This window comes from Nocardia sp. NPDC047038 (assembly GCF_040644075.1).
GTDB classification, from domain to species: Bacteria; Actinomycetota; Actinomycetes; order Mycobacteriales; family Mycobacteriaceae; genus Nocardia; species Nocardia sichangensis.
This window is the reverse complement of record NZ_JBEYVQ010000009.1, coordinates 120,965-135,227: the sequence shown is the minus strand read 5'-3', so window position 1 is coordinate 135,227 and position 14,263 is coordinate 120,965. Positions and strand designations below refer to the sequence as shown.

The 14,263-nt window shown below is 66.9% G+C and carries 16 protein-coding genes; 12 read left to right on the top strand and 4 right to left on the bottom strand.

The window, feature by feature from the left end; genetic code table 11:
- The first annotated feature begins 7 nt into the window (after window positions 1–7).
- The 4 genes from ABZ824_RS26895 (at window position 8) to ABZ824_RS26880 (ending at window position 3,075) form a co-directional block, all read left to right on the top strand.
- A complete protein-coding gene (locus ABZ824_RS26895) occupies window positions 8–511 on the top strand; it encodes a GtrA family protein (protein WP_355077980.1) in 504 nt (167 codons plus the stop codon).
- Window positions 512–631: 120 nt separating this feature from the next.
- Window positions 632–1,993, top strand: a complete 1,362-nt coding sequence (locus tag ABZ824_RS26890; protein WP_356966143.1) for a M20/M25/M40 family metallo-hydrolase — start codon at window positions 632–634, stop codon at window positions 1,991–1,993.
- Between the two features lie 22 nt (window positions 1,994–2,015).
- Window positions 2,016–2,549, top strand: coding sequence for a YbhB/YbcL family Raf kinase inhibitor-like protein (locus ABZ824_RS26885; RefSeq protein ID WP_356966142.1), 534 nt, complete (start codon window positions 2,016–2,018; stop codon window positions 2,547–2,549).
- Window positions 2,550–2,565: 16 nt separating this feature from the next.
- Window positions 2,566–3,075: a hypothetical protein gene (locus ABZ824_RS26880; protein ID WP_356966140.1), complete on the top strand. Its 510-nt coding sequence runs from the start codon at window positions 2,566–2,568 to the stop codon at window positions 3,073–3,075.
- Window positions 3,076–3,238: 163 nt separating this feature from the next.
- Here the strand turns inward: ABZ824_RS26880 and ABZ824_RS26875 are convergent, their stop codons facing one another.
- Window positions 3,239–3,808: a TetR/AcrR family transcriptional regulator gene (locus ABZ824_RS26875; RefSeq protein ID WP_356966138.1), complete on the bottom strand. Its 570-nt coding sequence runs from the start codon at window positions 3,806–3,808 to the stop codon at window positions 3,239–3,241.
- 41 nt (window positions 3,809–3,849) lie between these two features.
- On the opposite strand from ABZ824_RS26875, the gene ABZ824_RS26870 reads away from it, so the two are divergent.
- Both ABZ824_RS26870 and ABZ824_RS26865 read left to right on the top strand, forming a co-directional pair.
- Window positions 3,850–4,359 (top strand): HXXEE domain-containing protein, encoded by a 510-nt coding sequence (locus ABZ824_RS26870; RefSeq protein ID WP_356966136.1) that lies wholly within the window; start codon window positions 3,850–3,852, stop codon window positions 4,357–4,359.
- A 358-nt stretch (window positions 4,360–4,717) separates the two neighbouring features.
- Window positions 4,718–5,137, top strand: a complete 420-nt coding sequence (locus ABZ824_RS26865; RefSeq protein WP_356966338.1) for a hypothetical protein — start codon at window positions 4,718–4,720, stop codon at window positions 5,135–5,137.
- Between the two features lie 142 nt (window positions 5,138–5,279).
- Here ABZ824_RS26865 and ABZ824_RS26860 read toward each other — a convergent pair whose 3' ends face one another.
- On the bottom strand, window positions 5,280–6,617 hold the full coding sequence (locus tag ABZ824_RS26860) for a hypothetical protein (RefSeq protein ID WP_356966134.1): 1,338 nt from the start codon (window positions 6,615–6,617) through the stop codon (window positions 5,280–5,282).
- A gap of 369 nt (window positions 6,618–6,986) precedes the next feature.
- Here ABZ824_RS26860 and ABZ824_RS26855 point away from each other — a divergent pair, with 369 nt between their 5' ends.
- Complete coding sequence (locus tag ABZ824_RS26855) at window positions 6,987–7,343, top strand: hypothetical protein (RefSeq protein WP_356966132.1); 357 nt, start codon at window positions 6,987–6,989, stop codon at window positions 7,341–7,343.
- Between the two features lie 96 nt (window positions 7,344–7,439).
- Complete coding sequence (locus tag ABZ824_RS26850; RefSeq protein WP_355077987.1) at window positions 7,440–7,667, top strand: hypothetical protein; 228 nt, start codon at window positions 7,440–7,442, stop codon at window positions 7,665–7,667.
- Window positions 7,668–7,872: 205 nt separating this feature from the next.
- Here the strand turns inward: ABZ824_RS26850 and ABZ824_RS26845 are convergent, their stop codons facing one another.
- Window positions 7,873–9,003 carry an FAD-dependent monooxygenase gene (locus tag ABZ824_RS26845; RefSeq protein ID WP_356966130.1) on the bottom strand — a complete coding sequence of 377 codons (1,131 nt, stop codon included), beginning with the start codon at window positions 9,001–9,003 and terminating at the stop codon, window positions 7,873–7,875.
- A 647-nt stretch (window positions 9,004–9,650) separates the two neighbouring features.
- On the opposite strand from ABZ824_RS26845, the gene ABZ824_RS26840 reads away from it, so the two are divergent.
- Together ABZ824_RS26840 and ABZ824_RS26835 are read left to right on the top strand one after the other, a co-directional pair.
- On the top strand, window positions 9,651–10,787 hold the full coding sequence (locus tag ABZ824_RS26840) for a hypothetical protein (RefSeq protein ID WP_356966128.1): 1,137 nt from the start codon (window positions 9,651–9,653) through the stop codon (window positions 10,785–10,787).
- Window positions 10,788–11,106: 319 nt separating this feature from the next.
- Complete coding sequence (locus ABZ824_RS26835) at window positions 11,107–11,721, top strand: hypothetical protein (RefSeq protein ID WP_356966127.1); 615 nt, start codon at window positions 11,107–11,109, stop codon at window positions 11,719–11,721.
- 85 nt (window positions 11,722–11,806) lie between these two features.
- Here ABZ824_RS26835 and ABZ824_RS26830 read toward each other — a convergent pair whose 3' ends face one another.
- A complete protein-coding gene (locus ABZ824_RS26830) occupies window positions 11,807–13,117 on the bottom strand; it encodes an MFS transporter (RefSeq protein WP_356966125.1) in 1,311 nt (436 codons plus the stop codon).
- A gap of 84 nt (window positions 13,118–13,201) precedes the next feature.
- Here ABZ824_RS26830 and ABZ824_RS26825 point away from each other — a divergent pair, with 84 nt between their 5' ends.
- Both ABZ824_RS26825 and ABZ824_RS26820 read left to right on the top strand, forming a co-directional pair.
- Complete coding sequence (locus ABZ824_RS26825; RefSeq protein ID WP_356966123.1) at window positions 13,202–13,654, top strand: helix-turn-helix domain-containing protein; 453 nt, start codon at window positions 13,202–13,204, stop codon at window positions 13,652–13,654.
- Between the two features lie 73 nt (window positions 13,655–13,727).
- The gene (locus ABZ824_RS26820) at window positions 13,728–14,258 is read left to right on the top strand and encodes a CYTH domain-containing protein (protein ID WP_356966121.1); all 531 of its coding nucleotides are present in this window, start codon (window positions 13,728–13,730) and stop codon (window positions 14,256–14,258) included.
- Window positions 14,259–14,263: the final 5 nt, after the last annotated feature.

Genomic DNA, 14,263 nt, shown 5'->3' with positions numbered 1-14,263 from the left:
TTTACCTGTGCTGTTTTCCGAACGCCCCGTTTTCGCCCGGGTGACGTCCGCGCTGGGGGGCGAGGCACGGCGTCGAGAACTATTCCGATTCGCTTCCGTCGGTGTCGCAGCGTTCACGCTGGACACCGCGGTTTTCCTGACCTTGAAGAGCACTGTGCTCGAGCCGCATCCGGTGACGGCGAAAGTGGTCGCTGTGCTGGCGGCGATCACGCTGTCATATGTGCTCAACAAGCAGTGGTCCTTCGACGAACGCGGTGGGCGGCGCGGTCATCACGAGGCCGCGCTGTTCTACCTGGTCAGCTTCCTTGCTGTCGCGATCAACACCGCGCCGCTGTGGGTGTCGCGGTACGTGCTGCATCTCGAGGTGCCCGAGGTCTCCCGCTTCACCCAGAACGTGGCCGACTTCGTGGCCGCCCAGTTGATCGGCACCGCGCTGGGGATGGTGTTCCGGTTCTGGGCCTTCGTGCGGGTGGTGTTCCCCGACAAGGTCCAGCCGCCCGATCCGGTGTGAGTTCCGATCACTCTGATGACAACCCTGTCGAAGGTGATCGCGCACCGTGCGGGCCGCGTCGCCTCGCCGTGACACCCGTCCGCGCGTTCGCCCTGCCGCGCGGGTGGTAGGAAAGGGAGCGTGTCCGCAACTGGCGAAGGATTCGACCCGAACAGAAACTCCCGCGCGGTGTCGGAAGTGGTGGAGCTGGTCAGCACGCTGATCCGCTTCGACACCTCCAACACCGGCGACCTGGCCACCACCAAGGGGGAGCGCGAGTGTGCGCAGTGGGTGGCCGACCAACTGCATCAAGCGGGGTATGTCACCGAGTACGTCGAGTCCGGCGCGGAGGGGCGCGGCAACGTCTTCGCGCGGCTGGAGGGAGCCGACCCGAGTCGCGGCGCGCTGATGATCCACGGGCATCTGGACGTGGTGCCCGCCGAGGCCTCGGACTGGAGCGTGCACCCGTTCTCCGGTGCGGTGCGCGACGGCTACGTGTGGGGTCGCGGCGCGATCGACATGAAGGACATGGTCGGGATGGCGCTGGCGGTGGCCCGCCAGTTCAAGCTCGAGGGCACGGTGCCGCCGCGCGATCTGGTCTTCGCCTTCCTCGCCGACGAGGAGAACGGCGGCAAGTGGGGTTCGCAGTGGCTGGTGGACAACCGCCCCGATCTGTTCGACGGCATCACCGAGGCGGTGGGGGAGGTCGGCGGGTTCTCGTTGACCGTGCCGCGGCCCGACGGCACCGAACGCAGGCTGTATCTGGTGGAGACCGCCGAGAAGGGCCTTGGCTGGATGCGGTTGCGCGCCAAGGCCCGCGCGGGCCACGGCTCATTCCTGCACGAGGACAACGCCGTCACCATCCTCGCCGACGCGGTGGCCCGTCTGGGCAAACACACCTTCCCGTTGGTGCTGTCGGATTCGGTGGCCGCGTTCCTCGCCGCCGTCGCCGAGGAGACGGGTCTGGAGTTCGATCCGGCGAGTCCCGACATCGAGGGCCAGCTGGCGAAGCTGGGCACCATCTCCCGCATCATCGGCGCGACCCTGCGCGACACGGCGAACCCCACCATGCTGCAGGCCGGTTACAAGGCCAACGTGATCCCGCAGACCGCCGAGGCGGTGGTGGACTGCCGTGTGGTTCCCGGACGGCAGGCTGAGTTCGAGCGGGAGGTGGACGAGCTGATCGGCCCCGACGTCGAACGCGAGTGGATCACCAAGCTCGACTCCTACGAGACGACCTTCGACGGCGATCTGGTCGAGGCGATGAACAACGCCGTGCTGGCCCACGACCCGCGCGGCCGCACCGTGCCCTACATGCTCTCCGGCGGGACGGATGCGAAGGCGTTCGCCCGCTTGGGTATTCGCTGCTTCGGTTTCGCGCCGTTGCAGCTGCCGCCGGAGCTGGACTTCACCGCCCTGTTCCACGGCGTCGACGAGCGGGTGCCGGTGGAGGCCCTCGAATTCGGCACCCGCGTGCTGGAACACTTCCTACTGCACAGCTGATCCGATCCGGAAGAGAGGTTTCATGACCTTCAACCCCTACGACGCGCTTCCGCAGGTGCCGTCGTTCACGCTCACCTCCGACGACGTCACCGACGGGCAGCCGTTCAAAAATGAGCAGGTCAGCGGCATCTTCGGGGCGGGTGGCCAGGACATCTCCCCGCAGCTGTCCTGGTCGGGTTTCCCTGCGGAGACCAAGAGTTTCGCGGTGACGGTGTACGACCCCGACGCACCCACCGCCTCCGGCTTCTGGCATTGGGTCGTCGCCGACATCCCCGTGAGCGCGACCTCCCTGCCCGCGGGCGCGGGCAGCGGCGAAGAGGGCGGCGCGATGCCGACCGGTTCGATCACCCTGCGCAATGACGGCGGCTTCCACGGCTTCGTCGGCGCGGCCCCTCCGCCCGGGCACGGCCCGCACCGCTACTTCATCGTCGTGCACGCCGTCGACGTCGACAGCCTGGGCATCGATGAGACCGCCAGCCCCGCCTACCTGGGCTTCAACCTGTTCTCCCACACGCTGGCTCGTGCGACCCTGATCGCCACCTACGAGCAGAAGTAGGAACCGCGGCACGATCGTGGCCCTGAGCGAAACGCTCGGGGCCACGGTGCTTCCTGCTGGCAGCGCTCATGCAACAGGAATTCACGGGCGCGAATCGGCATGTGCCGTCGAGAATCACTTTATGGACATCTCTGAAGCGGTCCGAGGCGCGCGCCTGCTCGCTGCCGATATCGAACGGTCCCTCGGCTTCTCGGCAAAGGTCGGCACCGAGTACCCCGAACAGTGGCGCCGCTTCCACGAGCTGGCGGGGCGTCCGATCCCGACGGCGTGGGTGAGCACTTCGGTGCCGGAGGTCGGCACGACCATAGCCCTGGATCCCAGCGACCCGGGCAGTACGACTGCCGAAGGGTTCGCGATGGAGCTCGTGCAGGTTCTGCAGGACGATATCCAGATCCACCTGCGCGAGCCGTGGCCGAGGGATCCCGCCGCGAGCGGCCACGCCCTGGCGGCGACCGAGCGGGGCTGGCAGAGCACGGTGGATCGCGACCATCTGGTGCCGTATGGCGAACTCGGGCGTGCGACTTGATCCGGCCCGTCGGCAGTTCCAGTGTCGACTCGTTTCTCGTCGGCACATGGGTTCAGTGGGGCACGGAGCGCTTACTGCCGCCGTAATCGGGCGGATATGGCTCAACAAGCTCGGGAATTGCTGGTTCTCGGGCAACCGGGGTCTTCACCGATGACTGGTGGCCTCAGTTACTGATCGCGCGGCGTGTTGCCGCGACCAGGGTGTCCGCGGTGGTCCGGTCCATGGGTTCGCTGGTGATCAACCAGTGATAGACCAGTGGGCCGAACACGAGGTCGCGGACAGTCTCGGTCGGCAGGTCGGGGCGCAGCCCGCCTTGTTGGCGGGCACGCTCGATCACGGCGGTGATCACGTCGTTTCGCGGTCGCAGGTAATGCTCGCGCAGTTGACCGGCGAGCGTGGCGTTGCGGCCGACGTCGGCGTGCACCGCGAGCACCACTCGCCCGAGTGGTGACGCGGCCAGTCGGGTCACGAAGGTGACGGCGAGTTCGGTGAGGTCGCGCAACGCGTCGCCGGTGTCGGGCACCTCCAACGGCGGAACCGCCTCGATGAGTGCGCGCACTACGAGTTCGTCCTTGGTCGACCAGCGCCGATACACCGTGGGCCTGCCGATCCGCGCGCGGGAGGCGACCGCCTCGATCGTGAGATCGGCGTAGCCCGACGCGATCAGCAGGTCGATCGTCGCGGCGATGATTGCCTGGTCTATCTCACTGTTGCGGGGTCGCCCTGTCGTCATATAGTTACGTTACATCACGTAATGAAAGTGGGTTGATCACGATGCGGAAATCCGTGACGTGGGGGCTGTTCCTGGCCTGGTTGGCCAACGACGCCGAAGAGTGGTTCACGATGTCGCGGTGGTCGCGAACCAACGCAGCCAAGGGCGGCAAGCCGCTGCCGGGGCCGGTATGGCTTCGAACGGAGGTCTCGCCCGCGCACTCGCGGGTGGCCATCTCACTGATGGGGCTGATCGTGTTGGCGGCCTCGGCCGCAGGCGCGCGGACCGGCGGCGGCTCCCGGTTCTTTCAAGCCACGCTGCTCGGCTTCGGCGTCCACGGCGTCGGTCATCTCGCGCTCACCGTGGCGCACCGAGGCTATACGCCCGGGGTGGCGACCGCGCCGACGGTGGTCATTCCGTTCTCGCTGTGGGCCTGGCGAACGTTGGGCCGGGCCGGAGTTCGGCGCGACGACGCCCACACCTGGCTGGGCAGCGCGGTGTTGCTGCCCACCACGCTCGCGGCCGTGCACGCCGTCGCACGGGCCGTCACCGACCGGCCGAATCGGCCCTGAAGGCCGAGCCGGATTCGCCTGCGCCCTCGGGAATCGTTGTCAAGTGCGGTCTTTCGCGCACTCTGATGGCAGGAGCTGGCATTCCAGTGGTCTGTCTCCGCCCTGGGGGCCGGACGCGGGCAGCCCTGCCGCCGTTCTCACCTGGTCCGTGACGAGAAGCTCGGGAACGAGCGCGGGTCAGTTGCGGCGGAACTCATGATGCCCATGCTGTCAGGCCTTAAATCGGCGTAGCCAGAGCGCGCCGCCCAGGACAGGACTGCGCCGCCGCGGTATTCCCAGGCGCTTATCCAGGCGCTACGCTGCCGCTGGACAGCCGCCCAGGTGGGCGCGACGGATTGATGAGGGTAAGAACGTGATCATTCGCACGGAAACCGCCTGGGTGCTCTTCTTCGCCGGGCTCATCTTCCTGTGGGCGCTGGTGCTCGGTGTGTGGAAGTGGCAGGCGATGACCACTTCACCGGACGGTCTGGCCCACCCGTACGTCGACATCGCCCACCGGGCCGCGTTGCTGTATTCGTTCGCGACCGGATTGATCGCGTGGTTCGTCGAACTGTCCGGCTGGCCGACGGCGGTGAACGCCATCGCGGCGGGTGCGATCATCCTGTTGTTCGTGGTGACGATCGCGAACTACATCCGGCTCGGACTGCAGCGCGAGACCGACAACCAGATGCGCAACCCGCCGCCGTCGATGCGTTTCGTCCTCGCCGCGTTGATCGTCGGTGAGATCGGCGGATTTGCCGTGCTACTGGTCGGCTTCGCAGTCGAGCAATTGGGCTAGCCGGGCTGATCCGAGGGCGAGCCGAGCAGCGGCGTCTCCCTACGATTCGTTCGTGGCGGTGATCTTGGTGACAGGCATGTCCGGCACAGGGAAGTCGACGGCGCTGGTTGCGTATGCTGCCTTCCATCCAGGTGCTGCGCGATCAGGCCGCGAGAAGAGATCGTGTGCGTTCGGCGAAGTCCGCGACCAAAGGATGTGGACCGAAAGCGACCATGCGCCGTTGGATGTCGCGCACGGCTTCCACTGAGCGAGAGGACTTCACCTTTCGGGCGAGATCCAGTGTCCGCACGCCGGTGGCGTGAGCGGCCTCGAGGTCGCGTCGTTGCAGGTGGGTGACCGCGAGCGCGGCGTGCGAGAGCGCTCCTCGCCGTGCTCGGTTCTGCGCACGGGCGTAGGCGATCGATCGGCGGGCGTGCGATGCGGCTTGTTCCGGCTGTCCCAGATCGCGAAACGCGTTCGCCCACTCACCGCAGATGTATGCCTGATCGATGAACAGTGCCCATTCGGGTTCGCGATCGGGCTCGATGCGAGCGAACGCGTTTTCCGCGGCGTTGATCGCACGCGCGGCACCTGTCTTGTCACCGATGACGGCGAGCGAGCGGGCCTCCAAGGTCCACAAGTCCGCGAGGCAAGCGGGCGCGTCGACCTTCGCCAGGCCTTGGCGACCCGCCTGGGCGAGGCGTCGGCCTTCGTATGGATGCCCGAGCAAGGTCGCCTGGTCGGCGAGTCCGGCGAGGACGTGCGCGCCGAGCGCGGGATCACGTGACTCTTCGGCCAAGCGCAGCGCCTGGATCAGATACCGCTGCGCCGTGCCGTGCTCGCCGTTGTCGAACGCCATCCATCCGAGCAGGTAGGTCTGTTCGGCCGCCGCACCGCACAGCGCCACGCGGACGTCTTCTGTGTGTGTGCGCCGCAGCAGCGGGTACACGTGCTCGTTCATGTAGGCCGCCAGCACCAGCCGCCCCGAGCCACCGCCCTGGAAGATATCCATTTCTTGGAATGTGCCGAACATGTTCTTCACGGCGGTGACGTCCTCGAGCCGTACTCGCCGACGTTCATCCGGTAGCTGATCCAGAGTGTTCAGCAGCCAGTCGCGGGACGGCCCGATCGCCGCGACGGCGGCGAACGGAGCTGTGGCAAGGAGCTTCCTGCGATCCACGTCTGCCCTCCCGAGGTCTGCGACCGCTTCCAGTGTCCGTGTCCACGATGGGTGGTAAACGAGGGCGCGGTCAACGGCCGGCATCTCACCCAGACCGAGGTCATAGGTCGTCACGCGATATCCGAAGTGCGCCGAGAACAGATCCGCGAGGATTGCCGGAACCGGCGGGCGCGGGCGTTCTCCCTCGTCCACCCAGCGCCGCACGCTGGACGCGTCGGGCCTGATCTGGGGCTCGCCCCATTCGACCGCCAGCGTGCGCACGCGGCGCGCCAATTCGCTGCGACTCCAGCCGGAACGGGCCAGCCACTGGGAAAGGTGCATGTTCGCACTGTTCATCACGCCCGCCATTTCGTCACCGGAAGAAGCCGATCCACCACCTTTCAACACCCGCTGCGACCTTACTCGCCACGCCTCCGAAGTGTGTGCTGAATACGCGCCCGGTCAGGGGGAGCTCAGCGCGAATCTCACCGCGTGCCCCCTCCCGCTTCCTGGTGGTTTCCGCATATCGCGGTACCGGGCGCATCTCCACGTCGATTGATCTGAGCAGGGGGTTTGATGATGGGCCTGGTACTTTTCGGGAACACGCCGCTGTCCCGGTGCGCCTACTACCGGCAGGTGTGCGATCTGCCTGCGGAGGTCGATCCGCCTCAGGTCGGGCGCATAGTGCTACGCATGGGGGTGGCGTGGGCGGTGATCATGCCCGCCGCATTGGGGCAGGACGTGAAGGTATGGATGCAGCGGCACCACCACGCTATCGGGCCGATCATGTCGCATCCTCGGTCGAAGCGGTGGACGTATCTGACGCAGCCCGACCTTCCCGATGACATCACGCTGTTCGCGGAGATGTTCCGGCTCAATGTCTCGCTGGTGTGCGCCGGCGGAACCGTGGCGTTGCCGAGTCCAGCCGATCAAGGGACCACGTTCCGTTCCTGGGTAGTTCGACCCGCCAGCGCTTTTCGCCCCGCCGGAAGCGTCGTTGTGGCCGCTATCCGTGGATGCGTGGCCGAAAGCATTGCTCGCCGGAAGCGGGGCATCGCGTATGCATGAGGCGCCTGCGGTGTGGAACACCTTGAGGCACTGCGGGATCGGCGGATGCGAACGCTGCGATCTCCATGTTCGACATGCGGCTACGGAGCCGCAACGGTGAACGGCGATCAGCGCGGGGTGTCTCCGCTGCCGTCCGAGCCGGATGTCCATTTGTCGGTGTTCTGGCACGGCGTCCGGATGGATTTCGTCGCCTGCGTGACCGCCGCGTGCTTGTTCGTGCAGGAGTGGCGTGCCCGGCACTGGCACGACGCGGTCGAGGTGTCGATGGACGACACCGACGGGTATCCGCGCCTGCCGTGCGAGCGGTTGTATCTGGAGCCGTGAGAGTCGGCCCGAACGCGCTGCGGCCCGGCAGGGTTCGGGTCGTAGTCGCGCCACCATCGAAGTTCGGGTAGCTGCTGGTCGATGTGGGTGTCCGGCGCGAGCGCGCGTTGACAAGCCTGGTCTTTCCACCGATCCGGAGCGAAGCTGGGTGGCCGATCAACGCGCGCCCGCGTCAGGTACGAATGCCCGACGGAGTGGCTCGAGGTCAGGGGGTGTGCTCGCGTGCGGTGAACGCGGCGACCAGGCCCTGGGCCGTTCCGTCGTTCCGGTCCCCGAAGAGCTCGGCGGTTTGAATGGCGACCTCGGTGCTGCGGGCGAACATGTTCTGCTCGTATTCGCTCAGGGCGGTCTCGATGCCGTCGGGGTGCGCGGCGAGGGCGTTGCCGAGTTCGGCGCCGTCGAGCAGGGCGAGGTTGGCGCCTTCGCCGTTCGTGGGCATGAGGTGGGCGGCGTCGCCGAGCAGGGTCACCCCTGGTATCCGATCCCACCGGTGCCCGATCGGCAGGGTGTAATGCGGGCGCCAGACCGGCGGGAGGTCGGCGTCGGTGATCAGTGCGGTGAGTTCCGGTGCCCAGCCGTCGAACTCCTGCGCGATCCGTGCGGTGGCCGCGGCGGCATCGGTGAAATCGATGGCGGCGAACCAGTCGTACGGCCTGGCGAGCACCACGTAGGCGTGCAAGGTGTCGCCCCTTTCCCGGTGCGCGTGGATCTCTCGGCCCGGCGAGGGCGCCATCAGCGACCCGCCGCCGACCGCTTCCGCGGCGGCGGGATGACGGGTGTCGGCGTCGAACAGGTAGGTCTCGACGAACGACTCGCCGGTGTAGTCGGGTACGGCGGTGGACAGCAGCGGCCGGACCCGTGACCACGCGCCGTCGGCGCCGACCAGCAGGCTCGTGACGACCGTGCTGCCATCGGCGAAGGTCACCTCGTGGCGGCCCGCGCCGAGAGCGCGAGCGCCGCTGAATTTGTGACCCCATCGGACGGTGCCTGCCGGCAGCGAGTCGAGCAGCAGTTGTCGCAGTTCGCCACGCTGCACCTCGGGGCGTCCACCGGTGCCGTCGTCGGGTTTGTCGAGCAGGACGGTCCCGTTCGGGTCGAGGACCCGCATCGCCTGGCGGCCCTCCAGGATGAGGCCGCGGAATTCGTCCATCAGTCCGGCCGCCGCGATGGCGAGTTGGCCGTTGTAGTCGTGGATGTCGAGCATGCCGCCCTGCGTGCGTGCCGTCGGGGTCGGTTCGGCCTCGTACACCGTGGCCGAGATGCCGTGGACGTGCAGGACGCGGGCCAGAGCGAGTCCGCCGAGTCCGGCGCCGATGATCGTTACTGACTTTGTCATGGTGCCGAGAGTGCTGGGCAGGGATTGCACCGTCCTTGCGGCCGGCTTGCACCCGCATGCGTCCATCCCCCGTATGCCGCATACGGCCACGCGCAGCGTGAACCTCGTCAGGCACCCCAGCCATGAAACGCTTTGCCTGCGTTCAGATCTGCGCTGGGAATGGATCGACCGGACTGACAGCCCCGGTTGCTCGACAGATTTCACGAAGGGCCGGGCGCCGGGGCCTACCGGTCCGTACACGTTTGCGGTGCAGAGCACCTCATTGATCTGTGTCCCCGACTTGTCCGCGGAACCGACGTTGGCCAGAATCGTCGGCGGGTAGGGGGTTGAGGTCCAAGACCGCGGAATCCGGCGCTGAGGAACCACCGATAGCTATTCGCATTGTGCGGCAACGCGTTTCAGCGGTGTCCTCTTGCGGCATCGATTTCCTGCGCGGGTCGACATCTCGAGACCGGCGTTGACCCCTGCTGGTTCGTTACACGGCGGGCAGCAACCGCGTGCGGGGTGCATGATGCCGGCGAGGGGCGGGCATGTTCCTTCCCGTGCCTGGCGGGCGGTTCGATGAAGGAGCCGAGGACAATGAGGTCGCGTGAGGATCGGAACGAACCCGTTCGGGCGGAGCGGGGTAGCGGTGTGTTCGAGCGGCCATGGATGAGCACCGGCGTGACAGGCTTTCGATCGAATCTGCCCGCCTGCTCCAGCGACAGCTGCCGGCCGAAATCACGCCGGGGCTGACCGACAGCGAATTCGACACCATCGAATCCCGCTACAACTTTCGATTCGCCGACGACCACCGAGCCTTCCTGGCAGCCGGACTTCCCGCGGACGAGCCTGGTGAGTCCGGATGGCGAGGCTGGCCGGACTGGCGACGCGACGACACGGAAGTCTTGCGTGCGTGGCTCGCTCAACCCGCCGAGGGTGTGCTTTTCGACGTTGAACACAACGGTTTCTGGCACCCGGCATGGGGTGACCGGCCCGCTGATCCGATCCGATGTCTGGGGATCGCGCGCCGCGGGCTCGAGGCCGCACCGCGGCTGGTTCCTGTTTTCGGTCATCGGTTCCTGCCCGGCATCGCGGGGCAATGGGGTCACCCGGTGCTGTCGATTGTCCGGACCGACGCGATCTACTACGGCCTGGACCTTTCCGACTATCTTCGGCATGAATTTCTGAGACAGGCCAGCGACCTCGAGTTGGCTCACGCAACAGTTCCCTTCTGGAACTACCTGCTCGGCGACAGCGGCGGACCACCGACCTTGCGGGTCGTCGCACCGTCTGATCCCTACGCTGTGAGTCCCGACCAGGCCGTAGAACAACTGCGCATGCTGGCGCTGGAACGTCTCATCGGACGCCCGGTGGAACCGGAAAAGCTCATCCAAGCTGCCCTCGTCGCACTGGTTCTCGATATCGACAGCGAGTCCCTGCCTCTGCTCGGCGGACTCACCCGAGCAGAGAGCGATCTAGCCGAGGACCTGTTCGACCGAGTGCTGAACGAACTCGACATCGTGGCAACGATTCCCACCGATGAGTGCGATGTCCGGCACCTGCTCGTTCGATGGTGGCTTCGTCGGATCACACAGGGCCATCTGCCACCCGTGATCGGTGCCGAACTGATCGCGACCCAGGCTTGGATGCAGCTCGACCGGCCGCAATCGCTGCGCCCGCTGCTGGAGCTCACCGACCGCTACAGCGACTGGGAAGCCAACCAAACCGCCACGCCTTCCCAGCTTGCTACAGACATCGTTACTGCGGCGCAGGGGCTACTGAACAGCTCGTGGGCGTACTGATCAACTCTCGGGCAGGCGAAAACAGTTCGACTTGGGGTCTGGGCTGGGACATCCAGCGACTTCGCGGCCGATGGTGATGCTCCGGATAAGCGCGCCGCTAGGGCTGTGATCAGTCACTTTTGTCGTACATCTGCCGATCCGGACCCACCTGCCGGGGGCCGAGTCCGGGGTTCTGGCCGCCAGTGGGTCCTCGGGCTCTGGCTGCGGCCAGCCCGTCGCGGGTGCGTTCGGACATCAGGGCGAGCGGAACCCGACCCCGTGCTTCCAACTCTGGGAGGTGGATAGCCTCCAGCGAGAACGGACGGTGATGGGAGTGGACGTGAACATCGAGGAAATGCTGGACCGGCTCGGCTCGGTGATCGGGCCGCCGCCTGTGGGCGGAGTGGTCCCGGTTCCGTGGGAGCTCGGGCCCGAGACGATCGGTTTCCAACTGCCCGCGGACTACCGGGCGTTCGCCGACCGGTACGGGATGGTGAGCATCAGGGACGAGCTGCACATCTACACACCATCAGCAGCGCCCAGCCCCCAGATCGGGGCGCCGCTGGGTTTCGAGGGATTCTTGTACTTCACGACGGAGCCCTACGGATACTGCGCCATGCTGGCCCAGGCCTACCAGGGCGGGGACTACGACGAGTGCCCGTATCCGCTGTTCCCGGCCGAGGGCGGGCTTTTGAAGTGGGGCAACAACTGGAGCTCCGACCAGTTCTTCTGGCTGATGCGGGGCCCGGACTCGGACCGGTGGCCGGTCGCCGCGAAGTTCGACTCGATGCGGGAGTGGGACCTGTTCGAGGGCGGCTTCCTGGAGTTCGTGCTGGCGGCGGTGACGGAGCAGTACCCCTACCACGGGGATGTCGTTCCCGGCGGGATGACGCAGATCGGCGATGGCCGTGCCTATCGCGCTCGGGGTGACTGGTCGAAGCAGTTGTGGCTGTGAGCCCGCGAACATCGACCACCGCGGGTCGGGGCGGCTTCGTGCCGAGCGCGCAGGCGTGAGTGGCAGGCCGGATGCCTGCCACCCGTCAAGGATGCTCCGACGATCCGGCTCGGCACTCCAGCTCAGAGCGCGGGGCGCTCGCGGGCCGAGCTGTGGGCTGTGGGCTCCAGAGCCGGGGCTCGGCGTTCGTCCGCGCTTGCGCGCCTTCGGCACTCGAGTCGGCGGGGCGCGCGATGCCGCCGAGCTGGCCCAGCCCCCACAGGATCAGTGCCGACAGGGCGTAGATCGCGCCGACCCAGCAGGAGCCCAGCCATCCCCACGAGCTGTATGCCCAGGTGGTCGTGATGGCGCCGAGGGCGGATCCGAGGGAGTAGAAGGCCATGTAGACGCCGATGACGCTGCTGGCGCGGTTCGGATGGGCGGTGGTCAGCAGGTGCTGGCTGCTCACGTGCACGGCTTGGACAGCGAAGTCGAGCAGGACGATACCGGCGATGAGCGGCCAGAGGCTCGATCGGGCGTGGGCGATGAGCAACCAGGAGCCGGTGAGCAGAGCAAGTGACCAGCCGGTGATCGTTTGTGCGCGACCGGAATCGGCCCATCGTCCCGCACGGGCGGCCCCGAGCGCTCCGACCAGACCGGCCAATCCGAACAGCCCGATCTCGGTGGTGCCCAGCTTCCACGGCTCGGCGCCGAGTGGCAGCGCGAGCCCGCTCCACAGGGTCCCGAAGGACGCGAACAAGAACAGGGCGATCAGGCCCCGGCTCAGCAACAGTCGATCTGTGCGCACGAGCCGCCCCATCGATGCCAGCACCTGCGTGTATCGCACCTCGCTCGTCCTGTGGTCCGGGTGGAGCCTCGCTCGGGCGGCGATGGCGAGCGCCGCACAGGACGCGGCGAGCAGCGCGTAGACCGCTCGCCAGCCGACCGTGTCGCCCAGCGCGCCCGCGAGGACACGGACACCGAGAATGCCGATCACCACGCCCGAGGTGACGGCCCCGATATTGCGGCCCCGCTCGCCCGGCTCGGAGACAGCAGCGACATACGCGACCGTCACCTGCACCACGACTGCGAAAAACCCCGCGATCGCCAGCCCCGCCATCACGGAAACACCGTTCGGTGCGGCGGCCGCGATAGCGGTGCCCACCGCGGTGAGTGCCAGATGCGCGGTGATGAGGCGGCGGCGGTTCACCACGTCTCCGAGCGGCACCAAGACCACCAGACCGGCGAAGTAGCCGATCTGTCCGGCGGCGACCAGCCCGCCCAGCGACTGCGGCGACAGCCCCAGATCCCGTCCCGCTGCTTCGGTTACGGGCTGGATCGCGTAGATGGTCGACACCGCCACGGCGCAGATCAGCGCCAGGATCCATCGCTGCGATCGTGTGACTCCGGTCGACACCACACCTCCACAATTGGTAGCAAAATGAAACCATTGAAGCGTAGGCATAATGGTTTCGTATTGCAACCGACAGGGAGGAGTGCGATGACGCCGCCGCTCGGTTCCGCACGCGAGTGGACGGACCCCACCTGCCCCGTAGCCCGAACGATCGACCTGGTGGGTGATCGGTGGAGCTTGCTGATCGTGCGCGAGGCCATGGACGGCGCTGCCGCGTTCACCGAGTTCCAGCAGCGCCTGGGGATCGCGCGGAACATCCTCGCCGACCGCCTCCGTCGGCTGGTGGATTACGGCATCCTCACCAGCAGCCCGAACCCCGGCGGCAAGCGGCACATCTACGAACTCACCGAAGCCGGACAGGACCTCTTCACCACGATTGTCGCGTTGCGGCAGTGGGGAGAACGCCACGCCTTCACCGGCAACGAGCCGCGCTCCACACTCCTGGACCTCGACGGCAGCCCGGTCGCCGAACTGCGCCCGCAAACCCCGGCAGGCAAGACCCTCACAGCGGCAACGACCCGAGTCGACAAGGTCGGCTGAGCAGGAGGTGGCAGTACCAGCGGCGCGCGGCGGGTAAGTTCGATCGACCGCCTATCCGAAACAGGAGTCAGCAGTGCCCATCGAGCACGAAGCCAAGATTCTCGACATCGACCCCGGCGCCATCGAACAGCACATCATCGACAAGGGCGGCCGGAAACTCGGCGAGCGATTCATGCGCCGCTACGTCTACGACATCGCGCCGGGCGATGACTCGAAGTGGATCAGGCTGCGCGACAACGGCAATGGGACCACACTCGCCGTCAAGCACATCACCAGCGACGCCATCGACGGCACCCACGAAGTCGAGGTGAGCGTCGACGACTTCGCCGCCGCCAACGCCCTGCTCGAGATGCTGGGTTTCACCGCGAAGTCCTATCAGGAGACCAAGCGGATCAGCTTCCTCCTCGACGGCGCGCAGCTCGAGATCGATACCTGGCCGCGGATCCCGCCGTACCTCGAGATCGAAGCCGCGACCAAGGACGACGTCATTCGGATCGCCGGACTGCTCGGCTACACCGAAGCCGATCTGACCGGCGAGAACACGATCAAGATCTACGCGCGGCACGGCATCGATCTCAACACTGTCGGCGAACTACGGTTCTGAGTGTC

Coding starts and splice junctions, on each gene's coding strand:
- ABZ824_RS26885 (WP_356966142.1), top strand. CDS start 2,016: ATGACCTTCAACCCCTACGACGCGCTTCCGCAGGTGCCGTCGTTCACG.
- ABZ824_RS26875 (WP_356966138.1), bottom strand. CDS start 3,808: ATGACGACAGGGCGACCCCGCAACAGTGAGATAGACCAGGCAATCATC.
- ABZ824_RS26870 (WP_356966136.1), top strand. CDS start 3,850: ATGCGGAAATCCGTGACGTGGGGGCTGTTCCTGGCCTGGTTGGCCAAC.
- ABZ824_RS26860 (WP_356966134.1), bottom strand. CDS start 6,617: ATGCACCTTTCCCAGTGGCTGGCCCGTTCCGGCTGGAGTCGCAGCGAA.
- ABZ824_RS26845 (WP_356966130.1), bottom strand. CDS start 9,003: ATGACAAAGTCAGTAACGATCATCGGCGCCGGACTCGGCGGACTCGCT.
- ABZ824_RS26840 (WP_356966128.1), top strand. CDS start 9,651: ATGGATGAGCACCGGCGTGACAGGCTTTCGATCGAATCTGCCCGCCTG.
- ABZ824_RS26825 (WP_356966123.1), top strand. CDS start 13,202: ATGACGCCGCCGCTCGGTTCCGCACGCGAGTGGACGGACCCCACCTGC.